At 37.7% G+C, this 23,866-nt stretch carries 30 protein-coding genes, 1 pseudogene and 1 riboswitch; of the genes and pseudogenes, 25 read left to right on the plus strand and 6 right to left on the minus strand.

The features are described from left to right. The first annotated feature begins 9 nt into the window (after positions 1-9). From MHH70_RS12520 to MHH70_RS12615, 20 genes and pseudogenes are all read left to right on the plus strand, one after another. Entirely contained in the window at positions 10-564 is a 555-nt protein-coding gene (locus MHH70_RS12520; RefSeq protein WP_342471635.1) for a phage tail protein, read from the plus strand. After that, a complete protein-coding gene (locus MHH70_RS12525; protein ID WP_342471636.1) occupies positions 564-1,055 on the plus strand; it encodes a hypothetical protein in 492 nt (163 codons plus the stop codon). The genes MHH70_RS12520 and MHH70_RS12525 overlap by 1 nt, the downstream gene beginning before the upstream one ends. After that, positions 1,042-1,374: a hypothetical protein gene (locus MHH70_RS12530; RefSeq protein WP_342471637.1), complete on the plus strand. Its 333-nt coding sequence runs from the start codon at positions 1,042-1,044 to the stop codon at positions 1,372-1,374. Before MHH70_RS12525 ends, MHH70_RS12530 begins: the two co-directional genes overlap by 14 nt. Position 1,375: 1 nt before the next feature. Beyond that, on the plus strand, positions 1,376-2,809 hold the full coding sequence (locus tag MHH70_RS12535) for a phage tail sheath family protein (RefSeq protein WP_342471638.1): 1,434 nt from the start codon (positions 1,376-1,378) through the stop codon (positions 2,807-2,809). A gap of 20 nt (positions 2,810-2,829) precedes the next feature. Further along, positions 2,830-3,354 (plus strand): phage major tail tube protein, encoded by a 525-nt coding sequence (locus tag MHH70_RS12540; RefSeq protein ID WP_342471639.1) that lies wholly within the window; start codon positions 2,830-2,832, stop codon positions 3,352-3,354. A gap of 13 nt (positions 3,355-3,367) precedes the next feature. Beyond that, the gene (locus MHH70_RS12545) at positions 3,368-3,712 is read left to right on the plus strand and encodes a hypothetical protein (protein ID WP_342471640.1); all 345 of its coding nucleotides are present in this window, start codon (positions 3,368-3,370) and stop codon (positions 3,710-3,712) included. 144 nt (positions 3,713-3,856) lie between these two features. Further along, a complete protein-coding gene (locus tag MHH70_RS12550) occupies positions 3,857-6,670 on the plus strand; it encodes a phage tail tape measure protein (RefSeq protein WP_342471641.1) in 2,814 nt (937 codons plus the stop codon). Next, positions 6,663-6,878: a hypothetical protein gene (locus tag MHH70_RS12555; RefSeq protein WP_342471642.1), complete on the plus strand. Its 216-nt coding sequence runs from the start codon at positions 6,663-6,665 to the stop codon at positions 6,876-6,878. The genes MHH70_RS12550 and MHH70_RS12555 overlap by 8 nt, the downstream gene beginning before the upstream one ends. Next, on the plus strand, positions 6,875-7,897 hold the full coding sequence (locus MHH70_RS12560; RefSeq protein ID WP_342471643.1) for a contractile injection system protein, VgrG/Pvc8 family: 1,023 nt from the start codon (positions 6,875-6,877) through the stop codon (positions 7,895-7,897). The genes MHH70_RS12555 and MHH70_RS12560 overlap by 4 nt, the downstream gene beginning before the upstream one ends. Continuing rightward, on the plus strand, positions 7,897-8,121 hold the full coding sequence (locus tag MHH70_RS12565) for a hypothetical protein (RefSeq protein ID WP_342471644.1): 225 nt from the start codon (positions 7,897-7,899) through the stop codon (positions 8,119-8,121). The genes MHH70_RS12560 and MHH70_RS12565 overlap by 1 nt, the downstream gene beginning before the upstream one ends. Further along, a complete protein-coding gene (locus tag MHH70_RS12570; RefSeq protein ID WP_342471645.1) occupies positions 8,122-8,784 on the plus strand; it encodes a phage tail protein in 663 nt (220 codons plus the stop codon). 4 nt (positions 8,785-8,788) lie between these two features. Beyond that, positions 8,789-9,097, plus strand: coding sequence for a hypothetical protein (locus MHH70_RS12575; protein ID WP_342471646.1), 309 nt, complete (start codon positions 8,789-8,791; stop codon positions 9,095-9,097). Beyond that, positions 9,081-10,199, plus strand: a complete 1,119-nt coding sequence (locus tag MHH70_RS12580) for a baseplate J/gp47 family protein (RefSeq protein WP_342471647.1) — start codon at positions 9,081-9,083, stop codon at positions 10,197-10,199. Before MHH70_RS12575 ends, MHH70_RS12580 begins: the two co-directional genes overlap by 17 nt. Further along, positions 10,192-10,836: a phage tail protein I gene (locus MHH70_RS12585; RefSeq protein WP_342471648.1), complete on the plus strand. Its 645-nt coding sequence runs from the start codon at positions 10,192-10,194 to the stop codon at positions 10,834-10,836. The genes MHH70_RS12580 and MHH70_RS12585 overlap by 8 nt, the downstream gene beginning before the upstream one ends. Positions 10,837-10,838: 2 nt before the next feature. Beyond that, entirely contained in the window at positions 10,839-11,795 is a 957-nt protein-coding gene (locus MHH70_RS12590; RefSeq protein WP_342471649.1) for a phage tail protein, read from the plus strand. Between the two features lie 3 nt (positions 11,796-11,798). Further along, positions 11,799-12,116, plus strand: a complete 318-nt coding sequence (locus MHH70_RS12595) for a hypothetical protein (RefSeq protein WP_342471650.1) — start codon at positions 11,799-11,801, stop codon at positions 12,114-12,116. 53 nt (positions 12,117-12,169) lie between these two features. Continuing rightward, a complete protein-coding gene (locus tag MHH70_RS12600; RefSeq protein ID WP_342471651.1) occupies positions 12,170-12,322 on the plus strand; it encodes a hypothetical protein in 153 nt (50 codons plus the stop codon). Between the two features lie 102 nt (positions 12,323-12,424). After that, positions 12,425-12,622 (plus strand): sporulation protein Cse60, encoded by a 198-nt coding sequence (locus MHH70_RS12605; protein ID WP_342471652.1) that lies wholly within the window; start codon positions 12,425-12,427, stop codon positions 12,620-12,622. Between the two features lie 98 nt (positions 12,623-12,720). Further along, positions 12,721-13,149, plus strand: a complete 429-nt coding sequence (locus tag MHH70_RS12610) for a phage holin family protein (protein WP_342471653.1) — start codon at positions 12,721-12,723, stop codon at positions 13,147-13,149. Beyond that, positions 13,146-13,634: pseudogene (locus MHH70_RS12615) on the plus strand (N-acetylmuramoyl-L-alanine amidase family protein); the annotation flags it as partial. The gene MHH70_RS12610 and the pseudogene MHH70_RS12615, both read left to right, overlap by 4 nt. Positions 13,635-14,088: 454 nt before the next feature. Here the strand turns inward: MHH70_RS12615 and MHH70_RS12620 are convergent. Both MHH70_RS12620 and MHH70_RS12625 read right to left on the minus strand, forming a co-directional pair. Then, positions 14,089-14,583, minus strand: a complete 495-nt coding sequence (locus MHH70_RS12620) for a type II toxin-antitoxin system PemK/MazF family toxin (protein WP_342471654.1) — start codon at positions 14,581-14,583, stop codon at positions 14,089-14,091. 19 nt (positions 14,584-14,602) lie between these two features. Continuing rightward, on the minus strand, positions 14,603-15,406 hold the full coding sequence (locus MHH70_RS12625) for a DUF3800 domain-containing protein (protein WP_342471655.1): 804 nt from the start codon (positions 15,404-15,406) through the stop codon (positions 14,603-14,605). 236 nt (positions 15,407-15,642) lie between these two features. Here MHH70_RS12625 and MHH70_RS12630 point away from each other — a divergent pair, with 236 nt between their 5' ends. Both MHH70_RS12630 and MHH70_RS12635 read left to right on the plus strand, forming a co-directional pair. Then, positions 15,643-15,864 carry a transcriptional regulator gene (locus MHH70_RS12630; protein ID WP_342471656.1) on the plus strand — a complete coding sequence of 74 codons (222 nt, stop codon included), beginning with the start codon at positions 15,643-15,645 and terminating at the stop codon, positions 15,862-15,864. Next, positions 15,861-17,123 (plus strand): UV damage repair protein UvrX, encoded by a 1,263-nt coding sequence (locus MHH70_RS12635; protein ID WP_342471657.1) that lies wholly within the window; start codon positions 15,861-15,863, stop codon positions 17,121-17,123. Before MHH70_RS12630 ends, MHH70_RS12635 begins: the two co-directional genes overlap by 4 nt. A gap of 44 nt (positions 17,124-17,167) precedes the next feature. Here MHH70_RS12635 and MHH70_RS12640 read toward each other — a convergent pair whose 3' ends face one another. Then, positions 17,168-17,344 (minus strand): hypothetical protein, encoded by a 177-nt coding sequence (locus MHH70_RS12640; protein WP_342471658.1) that lies wholly within the window; start codon positions 17,342-17,344, stop codon positions 17,168-17,170. 110 nt (positions 17,345-17,454) lie between these two features. Here MHH70_RS12640 and MHH70_RS12645 point away from each other — a divergent pair, with 110 nt between their 5' ends. Together MHH70_RS12645 and MHH70_RS12650 are read left to right on the plus strand one after the other, a co-directional pair. Beyond that, complete coding sequence (locus MHH70_RS12645) at positions 17,455-18,444, plus strand: tyrosine-type recombinase/integrase (protein WP_342471659.1); 990 nt, start codon at positions 17,455-17,457, stop codon at positions 18,442-18,444. 119 nt (positions 18,445-18,563) lie between these two features. After that, a complete protein-coding gene (locus tag MHH70_RS12650) occupies positions 18,564-19,025 on the plus strand; it encodes a PH domain-containing protein (RefSeq protein WP_342471660.1) in 462 nt (153 codons plus the stop codon). Between the two features lie 551 nt (positions 19,026-19,576). Here MHH70_RS12650 and MHH70_RS12655 read toward each other — a convergent pair. The 3 genes from MHH70_RS12655 to MHH70_RS12665 all read right to left on the minus strand — a co-directional run bounded on the left by MHH70_RS12655 (position 19,577) and on the right by MHH70_RS12665 (position 22,822). Then, complete coding sequence (locus MHH70_RS12655; RefSeq protein ID WP_342471661.1) at positions 19,577-20,977, minus strand: serine hydrolase domain-containing protein; 1,401 nt, start codon at positions 20,975-20,977, stop codon at positions 19,577-19,579. After that, positions 20,970-21,452, minus strand: a complete 483-nt coding sequence (locus tag MHH70_RS12660) for a MarR family transcriptional regulator (RefSeq protein ID WP_342471662.1) — start codon at positions 21,450-21,452, stop codon at positions 20,970-20,972. The genes MHH70_RS12655 and MHH70_RS12660 overlap by 8 nt, the downstream gene beginning before the upstream one ends. A gap of 653 nt (positions 21,453-22,105) precedes the next feature. Beyond that, entirely contained in the window at positions 22,106-22,822 is a 717-nt protein-coding gene (locus MHH70_RS12665) for a dihydropteridine reductase (protein WP_342471663.1), read from the minus strand. 146 nt (positions 22,823-22,968) lie between these two features. After that, positions 22,969-23,060: riboswitch (TPP riboswitch) on the plus strand. 109 nt (positions 23,061-23,169) lie between these two features. Between MHH70_RS12665 and tenA the strand changes: the two genes are divergently transcribed. After that, entirely contained in the window at positions 23,170-23,856 is a 687-nt protein-coding gene (gene tenA, locus MHH70_RS12670) for a thiaminase II (RefSeq protein WP_066167480.1), read from the plus strand. Positions 23,857-23,866: the final 10 nt, after the last annotated feature.

Here is a 23,866-nt window from a genome sequence, read left to right on the forward strand (position 1 = left end):
GTGAGCCTATTGGCGCTAAGTGTGGAAATAAGAAATGCACAAGATATCATTGATTTATTTGGAGCTACGCCTAGGCAGGCAAAAGTTGTGTTATGGAGAGCTATAAATCGTGCTGCTACAGCAGGAAAGACTCGTGCAAGTGTCAGCATTAGACAGAAATATGTATTAAATGCAGGTGATATAAAACGTAGTATAAAAATACGTAAGGCTTCGCTGAATAATATTAATGCGCAGATTAAAGCCAGTGGACCTGTATTACCTCTCATGAAATTCGATGTAACACCATCTTTTCCTGACGTAGCAAATGTTAGAGCAAGGGTAAAAAAACAAGGTGGTAGAAAACCAATTGGAACAGGGTTTGTGACTAGAGTTGGAAATGGCCATGTAAATGTTTTTACTCGTGTAAATAAAAGTAGATATCCTATTAAAGGACTATTTGGTCCTTCTGTTGCCCAAATGATGGGGAACGATGAAGTCTACAATGATATACATGAGCGTACACAAGATGTATTAGATAAGCGTTTAGAACATGAACTAGGTCGTCTATTGAGAGGAGAATTTTAATGCATGTACTAAGTATCCTAGATGATTTAGTAACATTCCTACAAAAAGAGATGGCAGATTATATCTTAAAAACAAAAGATGGTATTGAAAAAGCGCCTACTGTTTATGGAGGGTACTTACCACCTAAAGTTAATAAACGACGCGGAGAGGATAGTCCAGAACAAGAGGATTATCCTTTTATTATTGTCAGATATTTAGGCGATGAAGATAGGATGTTTGACAGCAACCAAGTAACGTATCGAATATTAGTCGGTACTTATAACGAGGATGAACAAAATGGATGGCGCGACACAATAGGTCTAATGATACGTGTAAAGACTAAATTGCGTGAAGAACAATACATTGGTGCGGCAAGTCTAACAGGAACTATCGAATCTGCTCTATTTGAAAATCAAATGAAACCATCTTGGCACGGTGTAATGGAAGTGACATTTGATATACCACAAATCCAACAAAAGAACAGGAGCGTGTTAAATAGTGAGTTCTATTAAAGAAAAAGTCACAAAAGCAGATGCTGAACAAGTAGGTGAAACGATTGTCGAGGCAGCGGTAAATGCAGGCAAAGTGAAAAATAAGCCTGAGAAGTTTATGTATGTTGGTCCACCAACAAAAACATTACCTAAATATGTAGTATATGAGGGTGGGTTGCCCCAGCATGTGCAAGAACATATTAAAGCATGTTCGGCATTAGGAACATTATTTATCAAACCAAGTGAATTAACCAACAAACAACTTTTGCTAGCTGATAGCAGTTCAGTTGATTCAATGCTATATAAAAAAGCAGAAGAATATTTAAGTGAGGTGAAATAATATGGCATTTCGACATGGTTCTCGTGTAACAGAAGTACCGACATCTATATCAGTACCTGTAGTTGCAACAGCTACGCTACAAGTAGTATTCGGTACTGCACCAATCAATTTAGCTAAAACAACGGAATATGTAAACGAGCCAGTGCTCGCCTATTCGTGGGAGGAGGCAGTGACAGCACTTGGGTACTCTGATGACTGGGACAGTTATACACTTTGCGAAATGATGGACGCAGCCTTCAGGCAATTTAACGTGGCACCAATTGTTTTCGTCAATGTACTTGATCCAACGGTGCACAAAAAAGCTGGAAATGAAGAAGTAACTGTCACTCGTGCAAAAGCTGTATTACAAACAACAGGTATTTTGCGAAATAGCGTAAAAGTAAAATTGGATATAGCATCAGAGCCGTTGAAGGTAGATGAAGATTATATCCTGACATTTGACGATGATGGCAAGCTAATCATTGCACTAATAACAAACGAGCAAGCCACAAACTTATATGTAGAGTACGAGGCGCTCGACCCGTCATTAGTTGACGAAGACGATATTATCGGCGGCTTTAATATTGATACAGGGTCTAACAAAGGTTTAGAGCTGTTAAATGCAGTATTCCCGAAATTCAGACTTGTTCCTGGTCAAGTGCTTGCCCCGAAGTATTCTACTATGCCGAGTGTTGCGGCAGTCATGAGGGCGAAAGCTTCTGCTGTAAACACATATTTCAGAGCGTTCGCTTGGGATGATATCGACACAACAGTAGCGAATCATTATCAAAAAGCTAATGAGTGGAAAAATCAAAATAACTATGTAGGCACAAACGAAGCACCTTGTTGGCCAATGGTAGCCCTTGGTGACAAAGTGTACCATATGTCAACACAAGCATCCTGTCTAGTGACAAAAGTTGCTAGTAATAATGGAGATTACCCACACGAATCTCCATCGAATAAAAACTTGTCGATGAATAAGATGGTACTGAAAGATGGCACTAAAGTAGATTTAGGACCAGACCAAGCAGAGCTACTCAATAGCCAAGGCATTACAACAGCCCTTAATTTCATGGGCGGTTGGGTATTATGGGGGAACTGTACAGGAGCATTTCCGACCGTTACTGATGTGAAGGATATGTTTATTCCTGTACGCATCATGCACAACTGGATTGCCAATACAATTATCCTTACGACATGGAGTAAGGTGGACAAGCCGATAACACGCGGCTTAATCGATAACATCATTGATACAATGAATAATTGGTTTAATGGGCTGCATAATGCCAATGTGATTTTAGGTGGTCGAGTAGAGTTTCGTCGTGACGATAACCCACTCACTGACTTATTATCGGGTAAAATCCGTTTACGCTATTTTGTAGCAGAGCCTGTACCTGCACAAGATATCGAAAATTTACTCGAATTTGATCCATCGTATTACAATTCATTATTTTAATTAAAGGACGGTGAAAAATAGTGTCAGCTATTATTCCAGAAAAGTTAAATGATTTTCGGGTGTATGAGCCGGGAAATCCTGATTACAAAGGCATTTCGGATATTCAGTTGCCAAGCTTAGAGCCCTTGACTGAATCTATTAATGGAGCAGGTATTTTAGGGGAGTATGAATCGCCAGCATTTGGGCACTTAGGATCGATGAAACTAACACTGAATTGGCGTGTGACTAGTAAAGAATTGCTCTCGTTTTTTAGACCTGAAGCAATGGAAATTGATTGTCGCATGGCCAATCAGGAATATTATGAACAGCTAGGTAAGCATGAGTTCACTGCAAATCGCTTATATGTGCGTGGTATACCTACTAAAAATGATTTAGGTAAAGCTCAAAAGGGCAGCCCCTACGAAGGTAGCACGGAAATTGAAGTATTACACATGAAGTTAGAATGTGATGGCGAAACATTAATTGAAGTCGATAAAATCAACTATATTTATAAAGTCGGTGGCGTCGATTATTCACAAAAATTACGCGATGCGTTAGGCATGTAGGAGGCAAAATAAGATGAGTGAAAAAAACAAAGAAGTAGTACAAGAGCAAGTGAAACAAAACGAAAAATCAAGCATTATTATTGTACCAATTAAGAGTCCTATCACTTTAGATGGGACTCTTTTAAATGAAGTGAAATTAGATTTTTCAGGCATGACAGGTGCAGATGTATTAAAGATTGATTCAGATTTACGTCAGGAAGGACACCGACTTGGTTTTGATAACTTGTTCAATCAGCAGGTGTTACTACAAATAGCTGCACGTGGATCAAAAATTTTAGCGCAAGATTTAATGCGCCTGCACACAGCAGATTATTTAGAGGTCATTTTCCAAACAAGAAATTTTTTCTTAGAGTGGTAGGGGAAGACGGTAATGCTAGGACATTAAGAAAGTTATTTTTAAATATTACAACCAATACATGGACGAGTTTGGAATATTGGTTGAACATGCCCTTTATTGAACTCATACCGTGGTTAGAACTGTTGGCAGAAGGAGCTGAAGATAGTGTCTAAAACGTTTGAAACAACCGTTGAACTGAAAGGGGCTATCGGTAGCTCCTTCACAGATGCTTTTCGTAAAGCAAATTCAGGGCTAGTTGATTTAAAAAGCGAAGCAAGAGCTGTACAACGTGAGATGGATCGCTTAGGGAATGACTTCCGCCAAGGTAAAATACATCAATCGCAATACACGGATGAAACGCAAAAATTAGGCGTAGAGCTACAAACACTAGAGAGAGAAATGCAAGATGCAGCAAGTGCTCAAAAACGTCTAGCTGCAGAAACAGCAGCTGCTAAAAGACAAATGGAAGAGCAAAACAGAGTTGCGCAGGCACGAAAACAAGCTTTTCGCGACGATATGACCGCTGGTCTGGGCAAAGCCTTTAACAAGGCTAAAACAGCTGCAACTATCGTAGGTATAGGTGCAGCAGCTACAACAGCAGCAACCGCTGTGCAATCCATAAGTGTAGCATCGGACTTTGAAGCACAATTATCAAAAGTAGCTGCTAAAGCTGATGCATCCAAAACTGAGCTAGAGGATTTAAGGCAAACGGCACTTAAATTAGGTGCTTCTACTAGTTTATCCGCTCCCGAAACAGCTTTAGCGATGGATGAATTAGCAGCAGGTGGCTTTAATGCAAACTCTATTATTGGAGCTATGCCAGGCATTATTGCAGGAGCGGAAGCGTCAGGAGAAGATTTAACACTTGTTTCCCAAACTGTTGCTGCTGCTTTAAACATCTGGGGATTGGAAGCACAAGAAGCATCTAGGGTATCAGATGTATTAGCAGAAGCGGCCAATCGTTCAGCTGCTAGTGTTGACGATATGAGCTATGCGTTTAAATATGCAGGTGCCCCAGCTGCAAGCTTGGGCTACAGTCTCGAAGAAACAGCAGCAGCGGTCGCACTTATCACTGATAAAGGTATTGATGGATCAACAGCGGGTACAGCCTTACGTGCAGGTTTTTTGAAATTAAATAATCCAGTAAAAACGCAAGAAAAATTGATGAAGAAGCTAGGTATTAACGTTAAAGATGCCGAAGGAGAAATGCTAGCCCTCAGTGGCGTTATTCGTGAATTAGATAAATCACTCGAAGGTATGAGTGATGCATCTAAAACAGCAACATTATCACAATTAGTCGGCACAGAAGCGGCTTCAGCGTTTATTTCATTGATTGCAACTGGACCAGATGAATTAGAAAAAATGACAAGAGCCCTTGAAAATTCCGAGGGTGCTGCAGCTAAGGCGGCTGCAATCATGAAAGATAATTTCGCAGGTGCCAAGGAAGAAATGAGCGGGGCATTTGAAACTGCTCAAATTACATTTGCGACACCTATTTTAGCTGTATTGCAGGACCGTATGAACGGAATCGCAGGGATTATCGAAAGCAATTTACCCCGTATTGAAGCCGCTGGAACAGCGGTAGCAAGGGTCTTAGAAGATATTACAGCACCATTTATGGCCGAGCCTGTCAAACCAGTTATTGAGCCTGATTTTGACCCCGATTATGCTGCACTTGCAATGGCAAAATACGAAGAAGATTTAGCGCGCTATGAAATGTTCAGCGGCATGAATATGAGTGACAAATTCGAATTTATGCTCGATGAATCTATTGCCAAAGCAGAAGCATGGCTTGGTGGTTCTGGTGGCGAGGCTATTGGACGTATTTTTACAGAGCTAGGTACACTAGCAGGTCGTGTTTGGATTAATGCCTTTACGACAGCTGCTAAAGGCGCTTTTAACGAAGCGATGAATGGTAACTTTGCAGGTGCATTGGCAATGGGAGGAGTTGCAAACTCGCTGACAGGTGGCTTGTTACTATCTGGCGGGCTAGCAGCAGGTAAATATGCGCTTGGTAAAGGCAAAGACATTTTGACAGGTAAAAAAGGTGGGAGCGCTAAAGCTGAAACACCTAAAAATACAACTGCTGTAGCCATGTCCACCACAGATGATACAACCAAAGCAACACGTTCTAGTAAAAATAAACCGAAAAAAGGTATTACAGGTTTATTTTCAAAAGCAACTGATTTTGGTGGTAAGGCTATATCTGGCATTTGGGGCTTTGGAAAAAAAGCAACCGAGGCAGGTGGTAAAGCCGTTTCAAGTCTGTGGGATAAGGGCAAGGGTCTATTACCAAAAGCAAAAGATTTTGGTGGCAAAGCGCTCTCAGGAGCATGGGGACTTGGTAAAAAGGCGCTTGGTCCATTAGCAGCAATCGCATCAATTGGTAGTATTTTTAGTGCTGATGATAAAATTGGAGCTACCGGAAAAGCAATCGGTGGCGCAGCTGGTGGATGGGGAGGCGCAGCTGGCGGAGCAGCTATTGGAACTGCGATTTTCCCAGGTGTAGGAACTGCTATTGGTGGATTGATAGGTGGCGCTGTAGGATCTATGGGAGGTAGTTGGTTAGGAGGAAAAGCGGCTGAGCCAATAAAAGCAATCGCAGCGCCTGCTCCTGCGCCAACATCCGATACGGCTATCGCTAAAGTTGATAATACACAAATAACTCAATCAACTACGAAATTTAACGAATCAATCAATTCAAGCACCACGGCATTTACTCAATTAACAACCGACACAGCGCAAGCAAGTGCCACAATGGTAAGCTCCATGTCTGCATTGGATGAACAAACAGGGCTTGTCACACACAATATGAGCACTTTAGTCACTTGGACAGCGCAAGCAAGCAGCTGGGTTGTGTCTTTACAAAATATCCAACCTGCTGGGCAACGTGTTGTTCAGGCACTTAATAATTTAGAACAGCGTATTAATAATTTGCAAATTGATGGTAGTACGAACAGGAGGACAGCATATGAGTAGCTATATAACGGTACAAGGTGAAACATGGGATTTAATCGCCTATCGGTTATGGGGTAGCGAATATTTGCTGCCTCTTTTACTTGAAGCAAACCAGCAATATCGTAATATCATCATTTTTGATGGTGGTATTAAATTAAAAGTGCCAGAAATCGACACAGCTATTTATACGCCTCGCCCTGCGTGGTTAGGAGAGGAGGATGAGCTGTGAGTGAGGTGTTAACTGCACAAAGAACATTTTTTAAATTGCAGTACAATCATCAGGATATATCAGCAGAGTTGGAACAATATTTGTTGGATTGGACATACACAGATAATCTCTCCAGCGAAATTGATGATTTGAGCGTTAAACTAGAAGATACTAATAAATTGTGGCAAGGTAAATGGTTCCCAAGCAAAGGGTCTATTTTAAGTCCTACGATTATTCGTAGTCACTGGGAAGACAAGGAGATCAAGACGAAGCTTGGATTGTTTGAGATTGATGATATTAAAGGCAATCGTAATACTATTACAATTAGTGCACTAGCTGTCTCAGAAAATTCTAGCTTACGCGGAGAAGAAAAGTGTAAAGCTTGGGAAAAAGCAGCTTTGAAAACTGTTATATCCGATGTGGCCAAGGTAAATAAAATGAAGCTTGTATGGCAAGCAAATGATAACCCGAAAAAGGATCGCTATGAGCAAGAAAATGAAACAGATTTGAAATTTATTTATCGACTTTGTAAAGAAACAGGATTTTGCTTAAAAATTGCTAATAACACCATTGTTGTATTGGACGAGGAAGACTATGAAAAACAAGCTCCTGTGGCTAGCATCTACCGAGTTAGCAAAGATACAGATAAGATTAAAATTATTGATTATTCATGGCAAACAAGCGCTTATGGTACTTATAAAGCCTGCCGTGTAACGCACTATGATAGCAAAAAGAAAAAGCGGATTTCTGCAACCTTTAGTGCGCCAAAAGCTAAAAAAGTTGGGCGGACGTTGGTAGTCAAAGAAGCAGTGAAATCGCAAGCAGAGGCACTGCGCTTAGCAAAAAAGAAACTACGTGAAGCAAATAAAAACGAAACAACCTTTAATTTAGAAGTGTTCACCAGCATGCACATCGACGCAGGAATGACATTTAAGCTCATGGGATTTGGCAAGCTAGATGGCAAGTACATTGTAACAAAGTGTAAAACGAAAGCAACCTCTTTATCACTTGATTTACGTCGCTGCTTGGAGGGATATTAATGAAAATAGAAGAATGTACAGTAGTAAGTGTTCATGCTGAACGTAATTCAATCAGAGTGAGCAAAGAACAATCCGATAACGTTGTATCAGCGGAGTTATTAGTGCTTGCTCACAATCCATTAAATCCAATACCAGAGCTACCTACGATTGACCAACAAGTATTATGTGTATTTAACGGAACAACAGGCTATGTACTGGGTATCATTCCTCTTGGAGGTGATTAGTTGGCGATTATAGGCAGTTTCGGCAACCTGATTTTTGAGGTATCGGAAAATAAAACACAAACATATGCTGATTTTCAGCGCACAACAAGACCGCGATGGGAGCAACATAAAGTTTATTTGCATAAGCCTGTCCCCGAATTTGAAGGACCAGGAGCAGATACAATAAGCTTTAAAATTATTTTTCGTGCTGAATTTGGCGTACATCCAGAAAAAGCAATGGCTGCATTAAGAGAGTTTGCAAGGCGTGGCAAGAAGGCGCTGTTTGTACGTGGTAATAAGCCAATTTCCGTTAATTATTGGGTCATCGATAAAATTGTAGAGCGACACAAACAAATTGATAATATGGGCAATGTATTATCAATTGAAGCCGATATAGAATTGCTAGAGTATCCAAAGCGGCCAGCTGATACTTCACAGAAAAAAACTGTTGCTGCTGTAAAAAGCAGCAATCAATCATCATCTAAAAAACGATTAGGTACGATGAAAATTACAGTAAAATCTGTCCACATTCGCAGCGGACCAGGAGTAAATTATAAAGTGTTAGGCTATGCAATGCGAAATGATGAATTAACAGTTTATAGTGAGAAAAATGGTTGGTACTCGCTAGGAGGCGGTAAATACATTACAGCAAGCGCGGCTTATTCCACATTAAAAAAGGGTTGATGTTATGTACGTAGTAGAGCCAATAAAAAAAATAAATTTTGGAGCGACGGGAGTAGATGAAATTTTACAGAACGTTGCTTTTTTAATGGGCACTACGATGATGAGCTGCCCACTTGATCGTGCTTTTGGCTGGGACAATGGCATAGATGGTCCTATACACATCACAAAAGCGAAATATATCAATCAATTAACTGAAGCGATATTAAACTTTGAGCCTCGTGTAATAGTAGAATCGATTGAATTTGAAGGAGATTACTCAAAAGGAAGGTTAGTACCGAAAGTGAAGGTGATACTCAATGACGAATCGCTTTGATTTACCTGATATTGAATTTTTTAATAAAGCACCAGAACAAATTTTAGCAGATATGCTTTTTCATATTAGTGAAAAAACAGGATTAGAATTCCGACGTGCAGACCCTCGTCGAAAATTCGTAGAGGGTTTAGCTATGTTCGTAGCACTAGAGCGGAATAAGGCGGAGCATGAATTGAAGCAAAACTTACTAGCCTATGCAGAAGATATTGCCCTGGATCATAAAGGTGTTGACCTGGCCACTACGCGGCTACCTGCAACAGCGGCATCCACTACCATACGTTTTAAACTAGAAATAGATAGGCCTGTTGCATTAGTGATACCTGCTGGTACAAGAGCGCTCGTAGCAGAGACATATTTTGCTACACAAGAAACGGCTGTAGTGCCTCTTGGTGTTAACGAAATTGACATCACTATGTATTGCGAAAGCGAAGGTGACATAGGAAATGGTTACTTGGCTGGTGAAATAACGACACTTGTAGATCCTTTGCCATACGTAAATGCAATTACAAATATTACTGAAACAAGTGGTGGAGTAGACGAGGAAAGCGACGATGCTTATGCGGAACGCATCCGATTAGCTCCCGAAAAATTCTCAGTTGCTGGACCAGAGCTTGCTTATAAATATTATGCATTAACAGCTAGTCAAGAGATTATCGATGCGGAAGTGTTTTCATCAGCACCAGGTGTCACACAAATAGTAGCTCTATTACAAAACGGGCAGTTGCCGACTGAGGAGCATTTGAACAAAATATTGGAGATTTGTTCTGCCTCTGATGTGCGCCCGTTAACCGACAATGTAATTGCAACCATCCCTGAAATCGTTGAATACACGATGGAAGTTGAATATTGGATTGCTACATCAAAATCCACACAGGCAACCGCAATTATGCAAAATGTAGAAGCTAGCTACAATGATTTCATTGTTTGGCAGAGATCAAAATTAGGCAGAGACGTAAATGGCAGCGAGCTCATTGCGCGACTAAAGGATGCAGGAGCAGCACGAATAAAAATCATAGGCGAACAATATATAGAACTTTCCAAAATCCAAATTGCTCAAGAAACCAATATGAACTTGGTTTTCAAGGGGCTTACAGATGACTAGTATTGTTGACTTATTGCCCGAATCATTAAAACATGATGATTTTATTGTTGCTGCTGCGGAAGCGTTTGAAATTGAAATCCAGGCTCTCTATGAAGAGTTTAAGCTCTACAGTTTGTTAAGTAGAGTAGATAACTTACCAGAGGTGCTGGTTGACTTTTTAGCTTATGAAAAACATGTAGACTTTTACGAGGATTTAACATTACAAGAAAAGCGTAATGTTGTTCAAGAAGCGCTTGAAATTCACCGAAAAAAAGGTACTAAATATGCTCTATTAAGAATTTTTGATTTGTTAAATTTACGAGGGAAAATAACAGAATGGTTTGAGTATGTTGGAGAAGCGTATCATTTCAAAATCGATATTCTGGAAGTGTCTGAAAAGGGGATATCTGATGAGCTCTTACTTTTGCTAGACCGTCTAGTAAATACGTACAAAAATAATCGATCTTGGTTAGAGGCTTTGACTGTTTATTTAACTTCAATTAATAAAAATATTGAAGTAGGTTGTGCATTACAAAACGGCGAAGAAATCACTGTTTATCCTTATGCCATAACAAATATTACAATGACAACACAGGTTTTTACACCGAGTACAAATAGGCAAGTTGAAATTGCAACAATTTATCCGAAGGAGGTATAAGTTTGAACGAAAAATTTTATATGATTCTCACCAATATTGGTCTAGCAAAATTTGCGAATGCACAAGTCACCGAAACAAATGTTACTTTTACACAAATCGCTGTTGGTGATAGTAATGGTGCATACTATAACCCCACAGCTAGCATGACGGCATTAGTGCATGAAGTATGGAGAGGGAATATCAATGCGATTTACATTGACGAAAATAATCCAAATTGGGTTGTTTGTGAGGGGATTATCCCTACAGATGTTGGGGGCTTCATGGTGCGAGAAATGGGATTATTTGACGATGAAAATAATCTATTAGCAGTTGGTAAAGTACCTGAAACATATAAGCCATTGTTGACCAACGGCAGTGCAAAAGATTTATATTTAAAAGCCATTTTGGAAGTTTCAAATGCTAATGCAGTAACACTAAAAATTGACCCAGCTGTAACAGTAGCAAGTCGAAAATATGTGGACGACAAGATCCAAATCGTTAGTACGAATCTTGCAAACGTGCAACAGCAACTTGCTACACACTTGGACAACTATACTCAATATTTCGTAAGAGCACGAAGCACTTTGACGCAAAGCATACCCTCAGCATCATGGACAGACCTTGTATTTAACATGTACGATAACACTCATGAAGGGATGTTTACACCTTCGAGCACTTCTACTACAATCACTATCATCGAAGATGGTGTTTATTTAATTGTAGGTAATATATCGTATCAAATATCAGCAACTCAAGGTATAGCAGGATTACGTGTATTTTTAAATAATACAGATAGCCTTGCTTCTGTGGTAAATTATTTACCGCAAGACCGTCCAGTAGATATTAATGTTACTGCTTTAGTCAGCTTAAAAGCAGGAGACACATTGAAATTACAAGCTTACCAAACATCAGGGGTAGCTTTAAATAGCGTAGTAGGCAGTAAATCGGTTCCGCAATTTACAGTCAAAAAGGTGGGGTGACTTATGATTATTAAAAATGTAAATGTTGCAAAATTGCACACAGAATTTAATGCACAAGGTATTTATCCTAACCCTGTTTTTGCACTTGAAAATGGAGATGGAGAATTTACATTTGCGGAAGGTACAGATATGACCATAGTGCAATCAATTATTGATGCACATGATCCGACACCGATTCCGCCAGCGCAGACTACTGAAGAGCGTATGGAACAGTTGGAGCAAGAAAATAAGCTATTAAAAGCGCAAAACGCAGCATTGGTAGAACAAACGGAATTTCATGAAGAGGTATTGACAGAAATCATTCTGGCGATTAACTCATGATGTTCCGTTTTTTATTACAAAAAATACTAATTAAACTATTAGGAGATGATTTTATGATGGCATTATTACTAGCACAACGAGTTATTCTTGTGAAATTAGAGTTTGAGGCGGTTCCGACAAGCTTAAAGCCGCAGGTGTATGAGCACTTGCATGATAGCGGCGTGGAGTTTTTAGCTGGTGATTATCAACCACCTACAACACCATAGTCCCATTATGTGTAGTAATTACTCTTGTGAGAAGTAGCAGATTTTTATTGAAGGAAACTCTCTCCTTTTGTCGAATCTAGTAGATAAAGGGAGGTGAAGATTTTGAATAAAGTAAGATTAATAAAAAGTGAGAGTGGAGAAGTGTTTCAACAAGAAGTAAATGAGTTTTTGGAAGAAATTTCGAGTGGACAAGTTGTAAGTGTTCAATATGCAACTACACCAACTGCAATTACAACTCATACCGAATTCGGTGTTTACTCAAGTATTGAATATTCAGCACTAATTCACTATAGAGAATAAAACAGTTAAGCATCCTCATTAAAGGGTGCTTTTTATATTTCTTCCGCAGATACATGTGGAGGGTGTTTATTACAAGAAATAGAAAAAGGAAGTGTCTTATGGAAAATAAAATTGCAATGGTAACAGGCATCACAGGTGCGGTTATCTCGTATATGTTCAATTGGGTAGGGGTTGCTGTAACAGCACTCCTATTTTTTATGCTTGCTGATTATCTCACAGGTTTAACGGCGGCATGGGTTAATAAAGAACTAAACTTCAAGGTTGGCTTTAATGGCTTTGCGAAAAAAATGTATATTTTAGTGTTGATTGGCTCGATTTATTTATTGGAGTACGTGGCGTTACATTATACTGATTTCGATATTTTCGGCGGTCATATTGGTGATGGTGCAGCCCTGGCTTATATTGCAGTGGAGGTTATTTCGATTGCTGAAAATGGTGTAAAAATGAATGCGCCAATACCAAAGTTTGTGAAAAACGTGTTAAAAATAGTTAAAGATAATGTCGGACATGAGGAGAATGTGAAATGAGTTACGTATTCAAACAAACTTTGCTCTCATTTAATAAATACCCATTGAAATCACCATTTGCTATGACGCCTCAATACATTACAGTGCATAACACCGCAAATGATGCATCTGCAGCAAATGAAGTAGCATACCATAATCGCAATGATAACGAGGTAAGCTACCATGTGGCCGTCGATGACAAGGAGATAATTCAGTGCCTGCCATTTAGCCGTAACGGCTGGCATTGCGGTGATGGACAAGGTGATGGGAATCGTAAATCCATTGGCATTGAAATTTGCTATAGTAAAAGTGGTGGAGCTCGTTATGAAGCAGCCGAGGAAAATGCTGTACAGTATATTGCGACATTATTAAAACAGTTTGGTTGGGGTGTAGAACGTATTAAAAAGCATCAAGATTGGAGCGGAAAATATTGCCCGCATCGAATTTTGGATGAAAAGCGTTGGGAAAGCTTCAAGGCACGTGTGCAAAGTGCACTGGATGCACTTAATAAGCCGCTAGAGGAGGGAAATAAAGTGGAGGTACTAACAAACACAGGTCGCGCCGAAATACGAGCACTGCTTAAGAAAGCACGTGAAAACCGCATTATCAGCAAGGAGGTACACACAGACGCAGCCATCGACAAATACGATGATATGCAACTACTAAGCTATCAAGCTGCTGTGATTAATCGTACTTATGAGCAATAAAAATAAGTTGATTTTTTTACAGTACTTATTGATTTATATGATTAAATTAATGAAGCCCTCTTATTTGATATGGAGGGCGGTTCTTTTAATATAAGATAATTAAAACATAAAAAAGGCCCCACTAGAGGGACCCTTCAATAAAAACCACAAACGTATCATCAGATACGCGTTTGAGATAACCTCAAACCAACATGTGTCAACATATCAACCTCACGTGGGGTCGATGTCATATCCTCATTATAGTATATGCAGACTATAAGTCAAGGTATACGGATAACTTTTTGTTAATACGCATTATGTCTTCGTCTTCTATACACCCTAGTTTGTCCAGTAATCTACTTTTGCATACAGTTTTCAGTTGATCCAATTTAACGACAGAATCAGCTTCTAAAAAGGTACAATTTTTTTCGTGTAAAAGATACTGGGATTTGAATTTCAAAACTTTTCGAGTCCTCCCGCCTTTCTTAATTATTTTAGTAACAACATTTGTGCTTAAGGGTGCAACTGTAACGGTAGATGTTTTTTGATTAAAAAAATCGGACGATATTATTAATACAGGGCGACTGTTGGATTGTTCATGTCCAATATTTTCACCTATATAACAATTGAAAATTTCTCCTTTAGAAACTTTAATCTCTTTTATTTGTCGTTCTTTATCAAAAAATGAGGTAGCCAAACATTCTTTTTCTTCTTTCCATTCTGCTAATTTCTGCAACTTATGACTTTTCTTTGCATCGTAAATTACCACAATAATCACCTCTTCAAGATTATGGGAATATTTTCATCCCGTATCCTTTATAATCCGGAAAATTATAAATCTTTGATTCTATCAGTAAATATTCATTACTTTTAGAGTTATTTTTAACATAGTTATGAATATGGTAAGAAATTAAATCCGCTAATTCAAGTTGTGGATAGGAAAGTTTCTTATCCTTTGTTCTTTTAGGGTTAAAATAAATTCCTTTAATATTAGAGAAAAAGGAAGGATCATGGTAGCGGTTTCCGCAGCTAATAATTTTTAAAGCTGTATCAAGAAGGGCTTGGTTTTCTTTTTTTCCTCTTGATTCTACAACAATGATTCCGTTTTTATTATCATCGTTCAACGCAAAACAATATCTTTCCAATAAAAATTCAAGACAAAGATTATATACTGGGTATGGAGTTATGTACGACCTGACATGAGCAAATTTATCAATAGAAAAACTGTAAACTGCATATTCACTCTCTTCCATTAAAGTATTTACTTCTTTCTCGAAAACTTCATTATCTATTATTTTTGGATTAAAAGGACCCGTTCTTTTTCTAATATCTCGTGAATGCAATACAACTCTTTCCTTATTATAATAACCATTTTGCCAATACTTGTTTTTCAATGTTTTAATTTCAGTAATAAAACTTTCTAGATTATCACGTGTAAATAATACCCCAGTGATTGTAAACCATTGTAATAAATCATTCTTAGGGTGAAGTAAATCTTTCAAGCTAGGTATTCCGTTTTCATCAACACTCATTATATAATCTATTTCATTATCAATGTCTTGTAAAATAGTAGGTCTTATTCTCCATGCCATATGTCTCCCTCCTGTTATTGGATATTATAACATGCAACGAAAAATAAACATTATTTATTTTTGCTTTATCTACTATATAAGACAGATTAGTGTAATAGTTAAATGGATACCAATGTTTGTTAGTTTTATATGTAGATGTAGCGGGCTCTTCTATTTCCAATAAAATACCTGTATCCAAATGGGAATGTTTGTTCTATAATTAATGCAAACAAACGTTCTTAAGAGGAGTGGGTAAAGTGCGAAATCAACTAATAAAAGCAATGCAACGTGGGCAATTAATCGATATCATGTACATGGCGAAGGACGGTAAAATCTCGAAAAGACGTGTGAAAATCATTAAAATAACTGACGATACAATGCAGGTTTATTGCTTCAATAAATGTGCAAAACGTACTTTTATAGTAGATAATACACTTGCGATTATGCCTGTTAGTAGAAGAGAGCGGGAAGTCATATGAACTACGACCAAATGCCAAATCGTGATATTTTTTGTATTGATATGAAGTCTTTTTACAGTAGTTGTATCGCGATGCAAGAGGGACTAGACCCAATTAATGACGCAATTGCTGTGGTTGGTAGTCTTACGCAACCAGGGGCTGTAGTGTTAGCAGCTTCGCCAGCGATGAAACAACGTTTTAAAATAAAAACAGGCAATCGACGCTATGAGATACCGAAACATCCTGATATTCGCTTATATGAGCCACGTATGAATTACTTTTTACAGATGTCAGTCGAAATCACAAAATTAATCATGCAATTTGTGCCACGTGAAGCCATTCATGTGTATAGTATTGATGAAAGTTTCGTGGATTTAACAGGTACTATGAGACTGTGGGGACCGCCAGAAGATACAGCAAAAACAATACAGCAATCAATATATAATCAATTTGGTATTCCGTCCTCTGTAGGCATGGGCCCGAATATGTTAATGTCAAAATTAGCGTTAGACTTAGAGGCAAAGCGTACAGGTTTTGCGAAATGGACGTTCAAGGACATACCTAAAAAGTTATGGCCAGTCCGCCCACTCTCTGAAATGTGGGGCATTGGCAGGCAAACTGAGGCAAGTCTTAATAGCATGGGCATATACAGCATTGGAGATTTAGCAAGAGCGGATTTAAAAGAGTTAGAAAAGCGGTTTGGTGTGATGGGTAATCAGTTGTACTATCATGCTTGGGGTGTTGATTTATCCACTTTTGGAGAGCCACATGCAGATATTACAAAAACAAAAAGCTTCGGTAAAGGGCAAATGCTCATGCGCGACTACCCAACACGAAAGGAAATTTCTGTCGTATTGTTGGAAATGTGCGAGGACGTAATGATGCGTATGCGACAAGCAGGTTTTGTAGGGCGTACAATAAGTTTAGGTGTGTCTTACAGCAGGAGGGTGCAGGAAAAGGGATTTTACAGGTCCAAGACATTAAAAGAGCCAACATGCGAGACGATGGACATGTATAACACTTGTGTAGAGTTGCTGGATGAATATTTCGCAGGTGAGCCCGCTCGTCAACTAGCTGTGCGAATTTCTAACTTGGAAAAAACGCAGAGTATTCAACTTGATTTATTCGACGAGCGAAAAGCCCAACGACAAGTATTAGCTCACACAATCGATGAAATTAGAGAGCGTTTTGGCCCATCATCAATATTACGTGCAGTGTCATATACAAAGAGTGGCACAGCGATTGAAAGGAATAATAAAGTCGGGGGGCATTTGGCATAAAATATGCACTCGCCTTTACATAACAAAGGCGAGTATTTTTCCCTCTATTTATCAGCTTTTTGACTTGATTTAAAACCTTCTAACCCTTTAGCAATTAATTGTCGAATAGCTTCTGTTCGATTTTTTATACGATTATTAAACTGAAAGTCATCAATCTCAGCCAATTTTTCATTAGAAATTGTAATCAAAATTTGAGTGTTTTTATCCTTATTTATAGCCACATTACCCCTCCTTTATAGGTAGTATAAGTTATATAACTTATACTTGACAATAGGAACTACTGTTCTTTATTATGGTTATATAGGTTATATAACCATTTGGGAGGGGTTTTATGTCAAAGTTGTACTTGATTCAAGAAATTGAAACTGCCGTTAAAATGGTCGCCAATATTGAATTTGATAAAGTTAAGCTAGCTTACTATTTAGATGATTTGTTATCAAATTATAAAATCGAAGCCAAGGAAATAGACATGATTCAGGATGATAATGAAGATTACATTCATATGTATTTAAGCTCTTTACAAGTTGAAAATTATTCCATGCATACAACAAAAAATTATAGATACGAGTTACAGAGGTTTGCTAGACAATTGAATAAACCACTATTAAAAGCAACAACGGTAGATATAAGACAGTACCTTGCAGCACATCAACATTTGAAGACGAGTACTATTGTTACAAAAATAGATGTACTTTCAGCGTTCTATGCATGGTTAGTAAAAGAAGAGGAGCTTCTGAAAAATCCTTGCCTAAAGATTAAAAGACCGAAGTTACCTAAAAAGGTGCGAGATGGGTTAACGATTATCGAACTGGAAAAAGTACGTGCTGCATGTGCTGATTCAAGGCAACGTGCACTAATAGAAGTATTCTATTCAACAGGCTGTAGGCTTGATGAATTAAGGAAGTTAGACATTAAAGATATTGACTGGCAGCATGAGAGCGCTATAGTACACGGCAAAGGCAATAAGGAGCGAAGAGTCTATTTAAGTGAGAAAGCACAATATTACTTGAAGAAATACTTGGACACACGTACAGATGATTGCCCAGCACTAATAGCTACTGCAAGAAGACCGATTCGTCGGTTAACGAACGAAGGAATACAATATCAAATAAGAAAAATAAAAGAAGCTTCAGGGATTGTTAAGCCCCTTCATCCACACATTATGAGACACACATTTGCTCAGTTATCACTCAATGCAGGGATGGAATTAGCAGATTTACAAGCGCTGTTAGGACATGAAAAGGCTGATACTACAGCCAGATATGCTCAAATAAGCGAGGAACGTAAGCAAACTGCTTTTAGAAAGTACCACATGCAATAATTAATTCAGCCTCTTTATTTGAACAATAAAGGGGCTTTACTATATGTACAAAAATATAACTAGAATATTAGAGTATTACAAGTATAATATAGTAAAAAGGATAAGAGGAGATAATGATAATGAAAGCATTAAATTGCCCTAACTGTGCAGCTCCATTTAATCCAAAACAAAATAACTGTGAATATTGTGGTAGCTATATTATTACATCTGAAGCAAAACAGTTAACATATAACGCAGATGATTTTCCCGCAACTCAAAAAATCTTTTTTCATGAAATTGAATTAGGTAGTGGTGAGATTCCTTTGCGATCAGGGGTAGGTAATCTATATTATAGTATTACTAAATCCGATGGCGGCCGAATTTTATTAACAAATAAACGTCTAATTTTCTGCGCTCATGCAATAAATATTAACCCTAATTTATATTGGGAGATGCAAACAAGTGATATACATAGCGTTGATATTGGAGCGAATTTCTTTATAACACAGCGAATTCATATCACAGATAAGAGCAACAAAGAAACAATGTTTGTCGTATATGGTGGGAAAGAATGGGTGAAAGAAATTAATCAAACGATGTAAGGATGAGGAATATAATTTCACCAAAACAGTATCACAGAATTTGATACTGTTTTGATACCGACAAGCGATTAAGATATATTAAAAGGTAACTATATTTAGCTGTTAAATTATGAGAAACACCTCCCCTCTCTGTATCTATATCATTAAGTGTCATCCTATATAAAGGTTGCATATAAGAGCGTAAAAAACCAGGTTTACGCGGCGCTCGTCGTTCACCACAGTTCTCAAAACGTTAATATCGTTGTTATATCAACGTTTTTCAAAACTCTCTCTCGATTGTCGAGAGAGAGTTTTTTTATGCTTTATACTAAAAAAATTTAGTAGATAATTCAAAAATGGACCTTTAGCTATTCGAGTCTTTTAATTTTCTTAGTCTTTCAAGTTAATAGAATAGGGCATGTTTGAAAAGCCATTTTGAGACACAACTCCTATAATGAATAACTGCGGGAGCGAATCTTTTGTGTGCCGAAAGCAAAACGGCAGGTACATAGGTTTTCCCTGCATCGTTTCCTGCATAAACATCTTGCTTAAACTACTGAATAGGAAATATTTCAGTTGTGATCTGCATGATTAAAATCCCATTTATCCTCGGTTAATGATTGACGCACTGCTGTTTGTACTTCAACACCATTAACAATCCTTATTAATTCCTTACCGTTCTCTGTTATAAAACTAACCTCTATTGATAATCCTCTCAAGAAGAATTCTTTCTCTGCTTTAGCGTATAATTCAAGTTTCATTGTACCGGGCATTTCGATAAATAGTCTGTTGTTTTCTAATGAAACATGAATGATTAAATCCGGGTGTTCCGTTAGTGCATAATCACCGACAAGGCGTTTTAAAACATTTACTGGAATGACTCTGGCACGCTTTAATAGAGGTTTTTCCTTAGCAAGTTCATAAGGCTCATCAAAAGCTACTTGCTCGATTGCGTATAAGACATGTTGGTCAAAATCGAAATCTTGTTCTTTATTTCTTAGTACAATAACAACAATATCATGATCGATGAAGCGTCTAAGATGTGTAACATATCCTGGCCAGCCGCCACTATGCCAAATGATTCGTCCTTTTTTCTTGATATCCTCTAAGATCCAACCAAAACCATAGCTAAGTGGTGTTTGGGTTTTTGTCACCGCTGGTGTATAAGCTTCTTTTAGTAATTCGTCATTGATTAAATTTCCGGTGTTTAGAGCACGTTCATAAAGATATAAATCCTTGACAGTTGATTGAATACCACCATCACCAAGTATTCCATCTAAATAAATAACCATTTTAGACTCTTCGAAATCATCAGCCAAAACGTACTCGCCTGCATATACATCATAGACATAACCGTATGCATAATCTTCAATTTCAATCTTTTCTTTTCTAACACCAATAGCTTGAGTGCGAGTCATTTGAAGTGGCTTAAAAATATTTTCTTGTAAAAAGTAGGGGAAACCCATGTTGGTTACACGCTCAACAATGAGCGCGAGTAAAATATAGCCCGTGTTACTATATTCAACACGCTCATTTGGTGCAAATAGACGGTGGGGTTTGTACTTGACTAAATATCTAAGTAAGTCGTCATTGTCTGCGATTTTCGTTTTATCCCAGTATTTCTCAAACAAATCTAAATAATCGGGGAGTCCGCTCGTATGGTTAAGTAGATGTCTAATCGTAATGCCTTCATAAGGTAGATTAGGTATCCATTTCTGCACGAAGTCCTCAAGATTTAGTTTGCCTTCCTGAACGAGTAGTAAAATTGCAGTTGCTGTAATTGGCTTTGAGACAGATGCAAGGTTGAATAAAGATTGTGATGTTAATGGACGTTTTGTTGACAAGTCAGCATTACCAAAAGCTCCTTCGTATAAAATCTCGCCTTTTTTAGCAACAAGGACTGTACCATTTAACAATTCCCTTTCCTTAATTTCATTGAATAAACTTTCTAAGTTAGCCTTTGTGTTAGTCATGATTGTTTTCCTCCCCATCTTGTTTTGTATATGTCTTTTCTACAATGTTACTTAGCTTTGTGATAATCCTTTTGAGTTCTTCCATTTCACTCAATTCCATTTGTGTGTAAATACGATTAATAATTTGACGATTTATTTTTTCTTCTTTTTCAAAATATCGAGTTCCCTTATCTGCCAGTTGCACAAGTATTTCACGTCTATTTTGTGAATTAATAGTCCTCACTAAATAATTTCCATCTTCAAGTTTATTAACAATCTGTCCAACAGCGCTTGATGTTATTTTCATTAGTCGAGCAATTTCTCCAATAGAAATTTTTCCGTAATCTTTAACAATATCCATTAAAATTGTTTGATTCCTAGAAAGATTATCATCTAGTAAAGATTGATATTCTTTTATGATGATTTTATTCATCGTATAATGCATGTCATTTATTTCAGTAACGAGTTCAAATAATTCATCTTTATTTTTTTTCATATTAATAACTCCTTATATTATAAAGTTTACTTTATTATAAAGTTGACTTTAATATTTGTCAAGATTAATAAAACATTTATATTTATCCGCTTTGCCGTTGAAGATATACAAATTTCCATTAAACTATGTACAAAAACGCTCACTTAATGATGTATAAAATCACTTGCCATCTAGAACTAGATGATTTTTTAAACGATAGGAATTGCCAACGGTAGTGACAACTACTGAGGTTTAGACCAACATGATATTGCCCACTCAGTCGCTCGCACATATGTTGCGGCGGTACTAGACTAGGTCTCCCTTTATCAGCGTGTCGTCTCGCCACTCGCTAAAATCAATCTAATGCATGAATATTATTTCTCCACTTATTTACTTTGTTAAATAGGGGCTGTCCTAAAGCCGTGCATAGCCGGCATTTTGGACAGTTAGCGATGATATTTCATAAGATGTTGATACATATAAACAGAAAACGCCTCTTTTAAAAATGGGATGAACATTGACTTTAGCAGTGTACTCCTTCAGTAAAAGGGAAGCGATGAAAACATTGATTTCAATACGGTGACAAAAAATGGATTTTCGGTCAACTCCACAAATGAAGCGTCCAAAATGTAGTGCTTTAGTACACTTTTTGGACGCTTCCTCACTAAGATATATTAAACTGATAAATCCAATGATAAAAACTCAGCACGTTGTTGTGTATGCTTGTCGAGCATAATTTGTTCAGGCTGGATGCCTTGTTCACGTAGTATTTCAATGTTTTGTGCAAGGAATTCATCGCTGCCAACAACGTAGAATAATCCTTCTTTGTCTGCGGCTAGATTTTTCACTTCTTCATAATAGTCTTTGCGATTATCGACGAACTGTGCGATGAATTTCTTGGCAGGTGCAGATTCAAAAATATTTGGGAATAAGAAATCCTTTGTGGAATCGATATTTAGTGAATGAATTTGATTCACATTGTCTGCACGCTCTAAATAATCAAGTACAAGTGGTCTAAAAGTAGCTAAGCCGACACCAGATGATAGCAGATAAATATTTTTATTGTCTCTTTTTAGCGGTACATTCGAATGTGTTTTAAAGATTGCTACTTCAGTGCCAATTTCAATATTTTTTAAAATCGATTTGAATTCAGAGCATTGTTCTTTAATGCGTGTTGTAATACCGATTGAATTTTCGTGCGGTAAAGTGGAGATTGACATATGGCGGATGAGCGCGCGGTTTGGCTTTTCTCCAGCATTAAATCCCTTTAGTGCGAAATGGGTGTGCGAGCCTTCTTCCCATGTAAAGCCCTCTGGAAGGTCCAGCATGTATGTTTTAACCTCAGGCGTTTCTTCAATAATCTTATTTATTTTCGTCCAGTAAATTTGCATTATATCTTCTCCTCACTTATTTGTATGTCACTATCTACTATACAATAAGTGATAACTATTCTCAATTAAATAGATTGATTATTTTAAAGAATATTTGACATTTAATTTTAATGCGTTATGATGGATTTGAAATTAAAATATGATTCTTTTTCTACTAGGGGTGCCAAATAATGGCTGAGACTTACTCTTAGAACCTGATCTCGTTAGTACGAGCGGAGGGAAGTAGATGGGAAATGAATTCGTTTAATAACGATGTATTTTGGCATATATTTGCTTACTTCATTCAAAAACGAAACCCTCCTACTAGTGTTCCTTTTAGAAAAAGAACAAATTAGGAGGTTTTTTTTATGAAATTTACTGATGAATTACGTTTAGCAACAAAGGAGAGCTGGGAGAAAAGCTTAAATCACCCATTTGTACAAGGCATTGTGAAGGGGGATTTACCTCTTGAAATTTTCAAAAATTATATTTTGCAAGATATCTATTATTTGAACCATTATGCAAAAATTCATGCGCTGGCAGCGGCACAAGCAGAGGATTTCGCGATTACCGCTTTTCTGGCAGAAAAAGCGCGCAATACCGCACAAGCTGAATTAGGGGTGCATGAAGCACATGCAAAAATATTAAATATTACTGAGGAAGATATGGAAAGCTTCAAGCCAGCACCAACCGCTTACGGCTATACATCACATTTATATCGCTCAACAATGTATGGAAATTTAGCCTATATTATTTCAGCTATGTTGCCATGCTATTGGCTATATGCTGATATTGGCAAGGCTTATGAGCACGCAAATCCAGAAACTGAAATTTATCGCAATTGGCTTGCGACATATGCGAGCGATTGGTTCCAAGAGGCAACACAGGCTCAAATTGATTTATTAAACTCACTTGTCGAGGATATGAACGAAAAAGAAAAAGAGAAGGTGAAGGAACAATTTATTATCGCAAAGGAATATGAACTAGCATTTTGGGAGATGTCCTATACATTTGAAAAATGGTTATCACAGCGTGATGAGAAAGTGAAGTCATAGGTGGAGGATA

Source organism: Metasolibacillus sp. FSL H7-0170, assembly GCF_038593115.1.
In the GTDB taxonomy this organism is placed as follows: Bacteria; Bacillota; Bacilli; order Bacillales_A; family Planococcaceae; genus Metasolibacillus; species Metasolibacillus fluoroglycofenilyticus.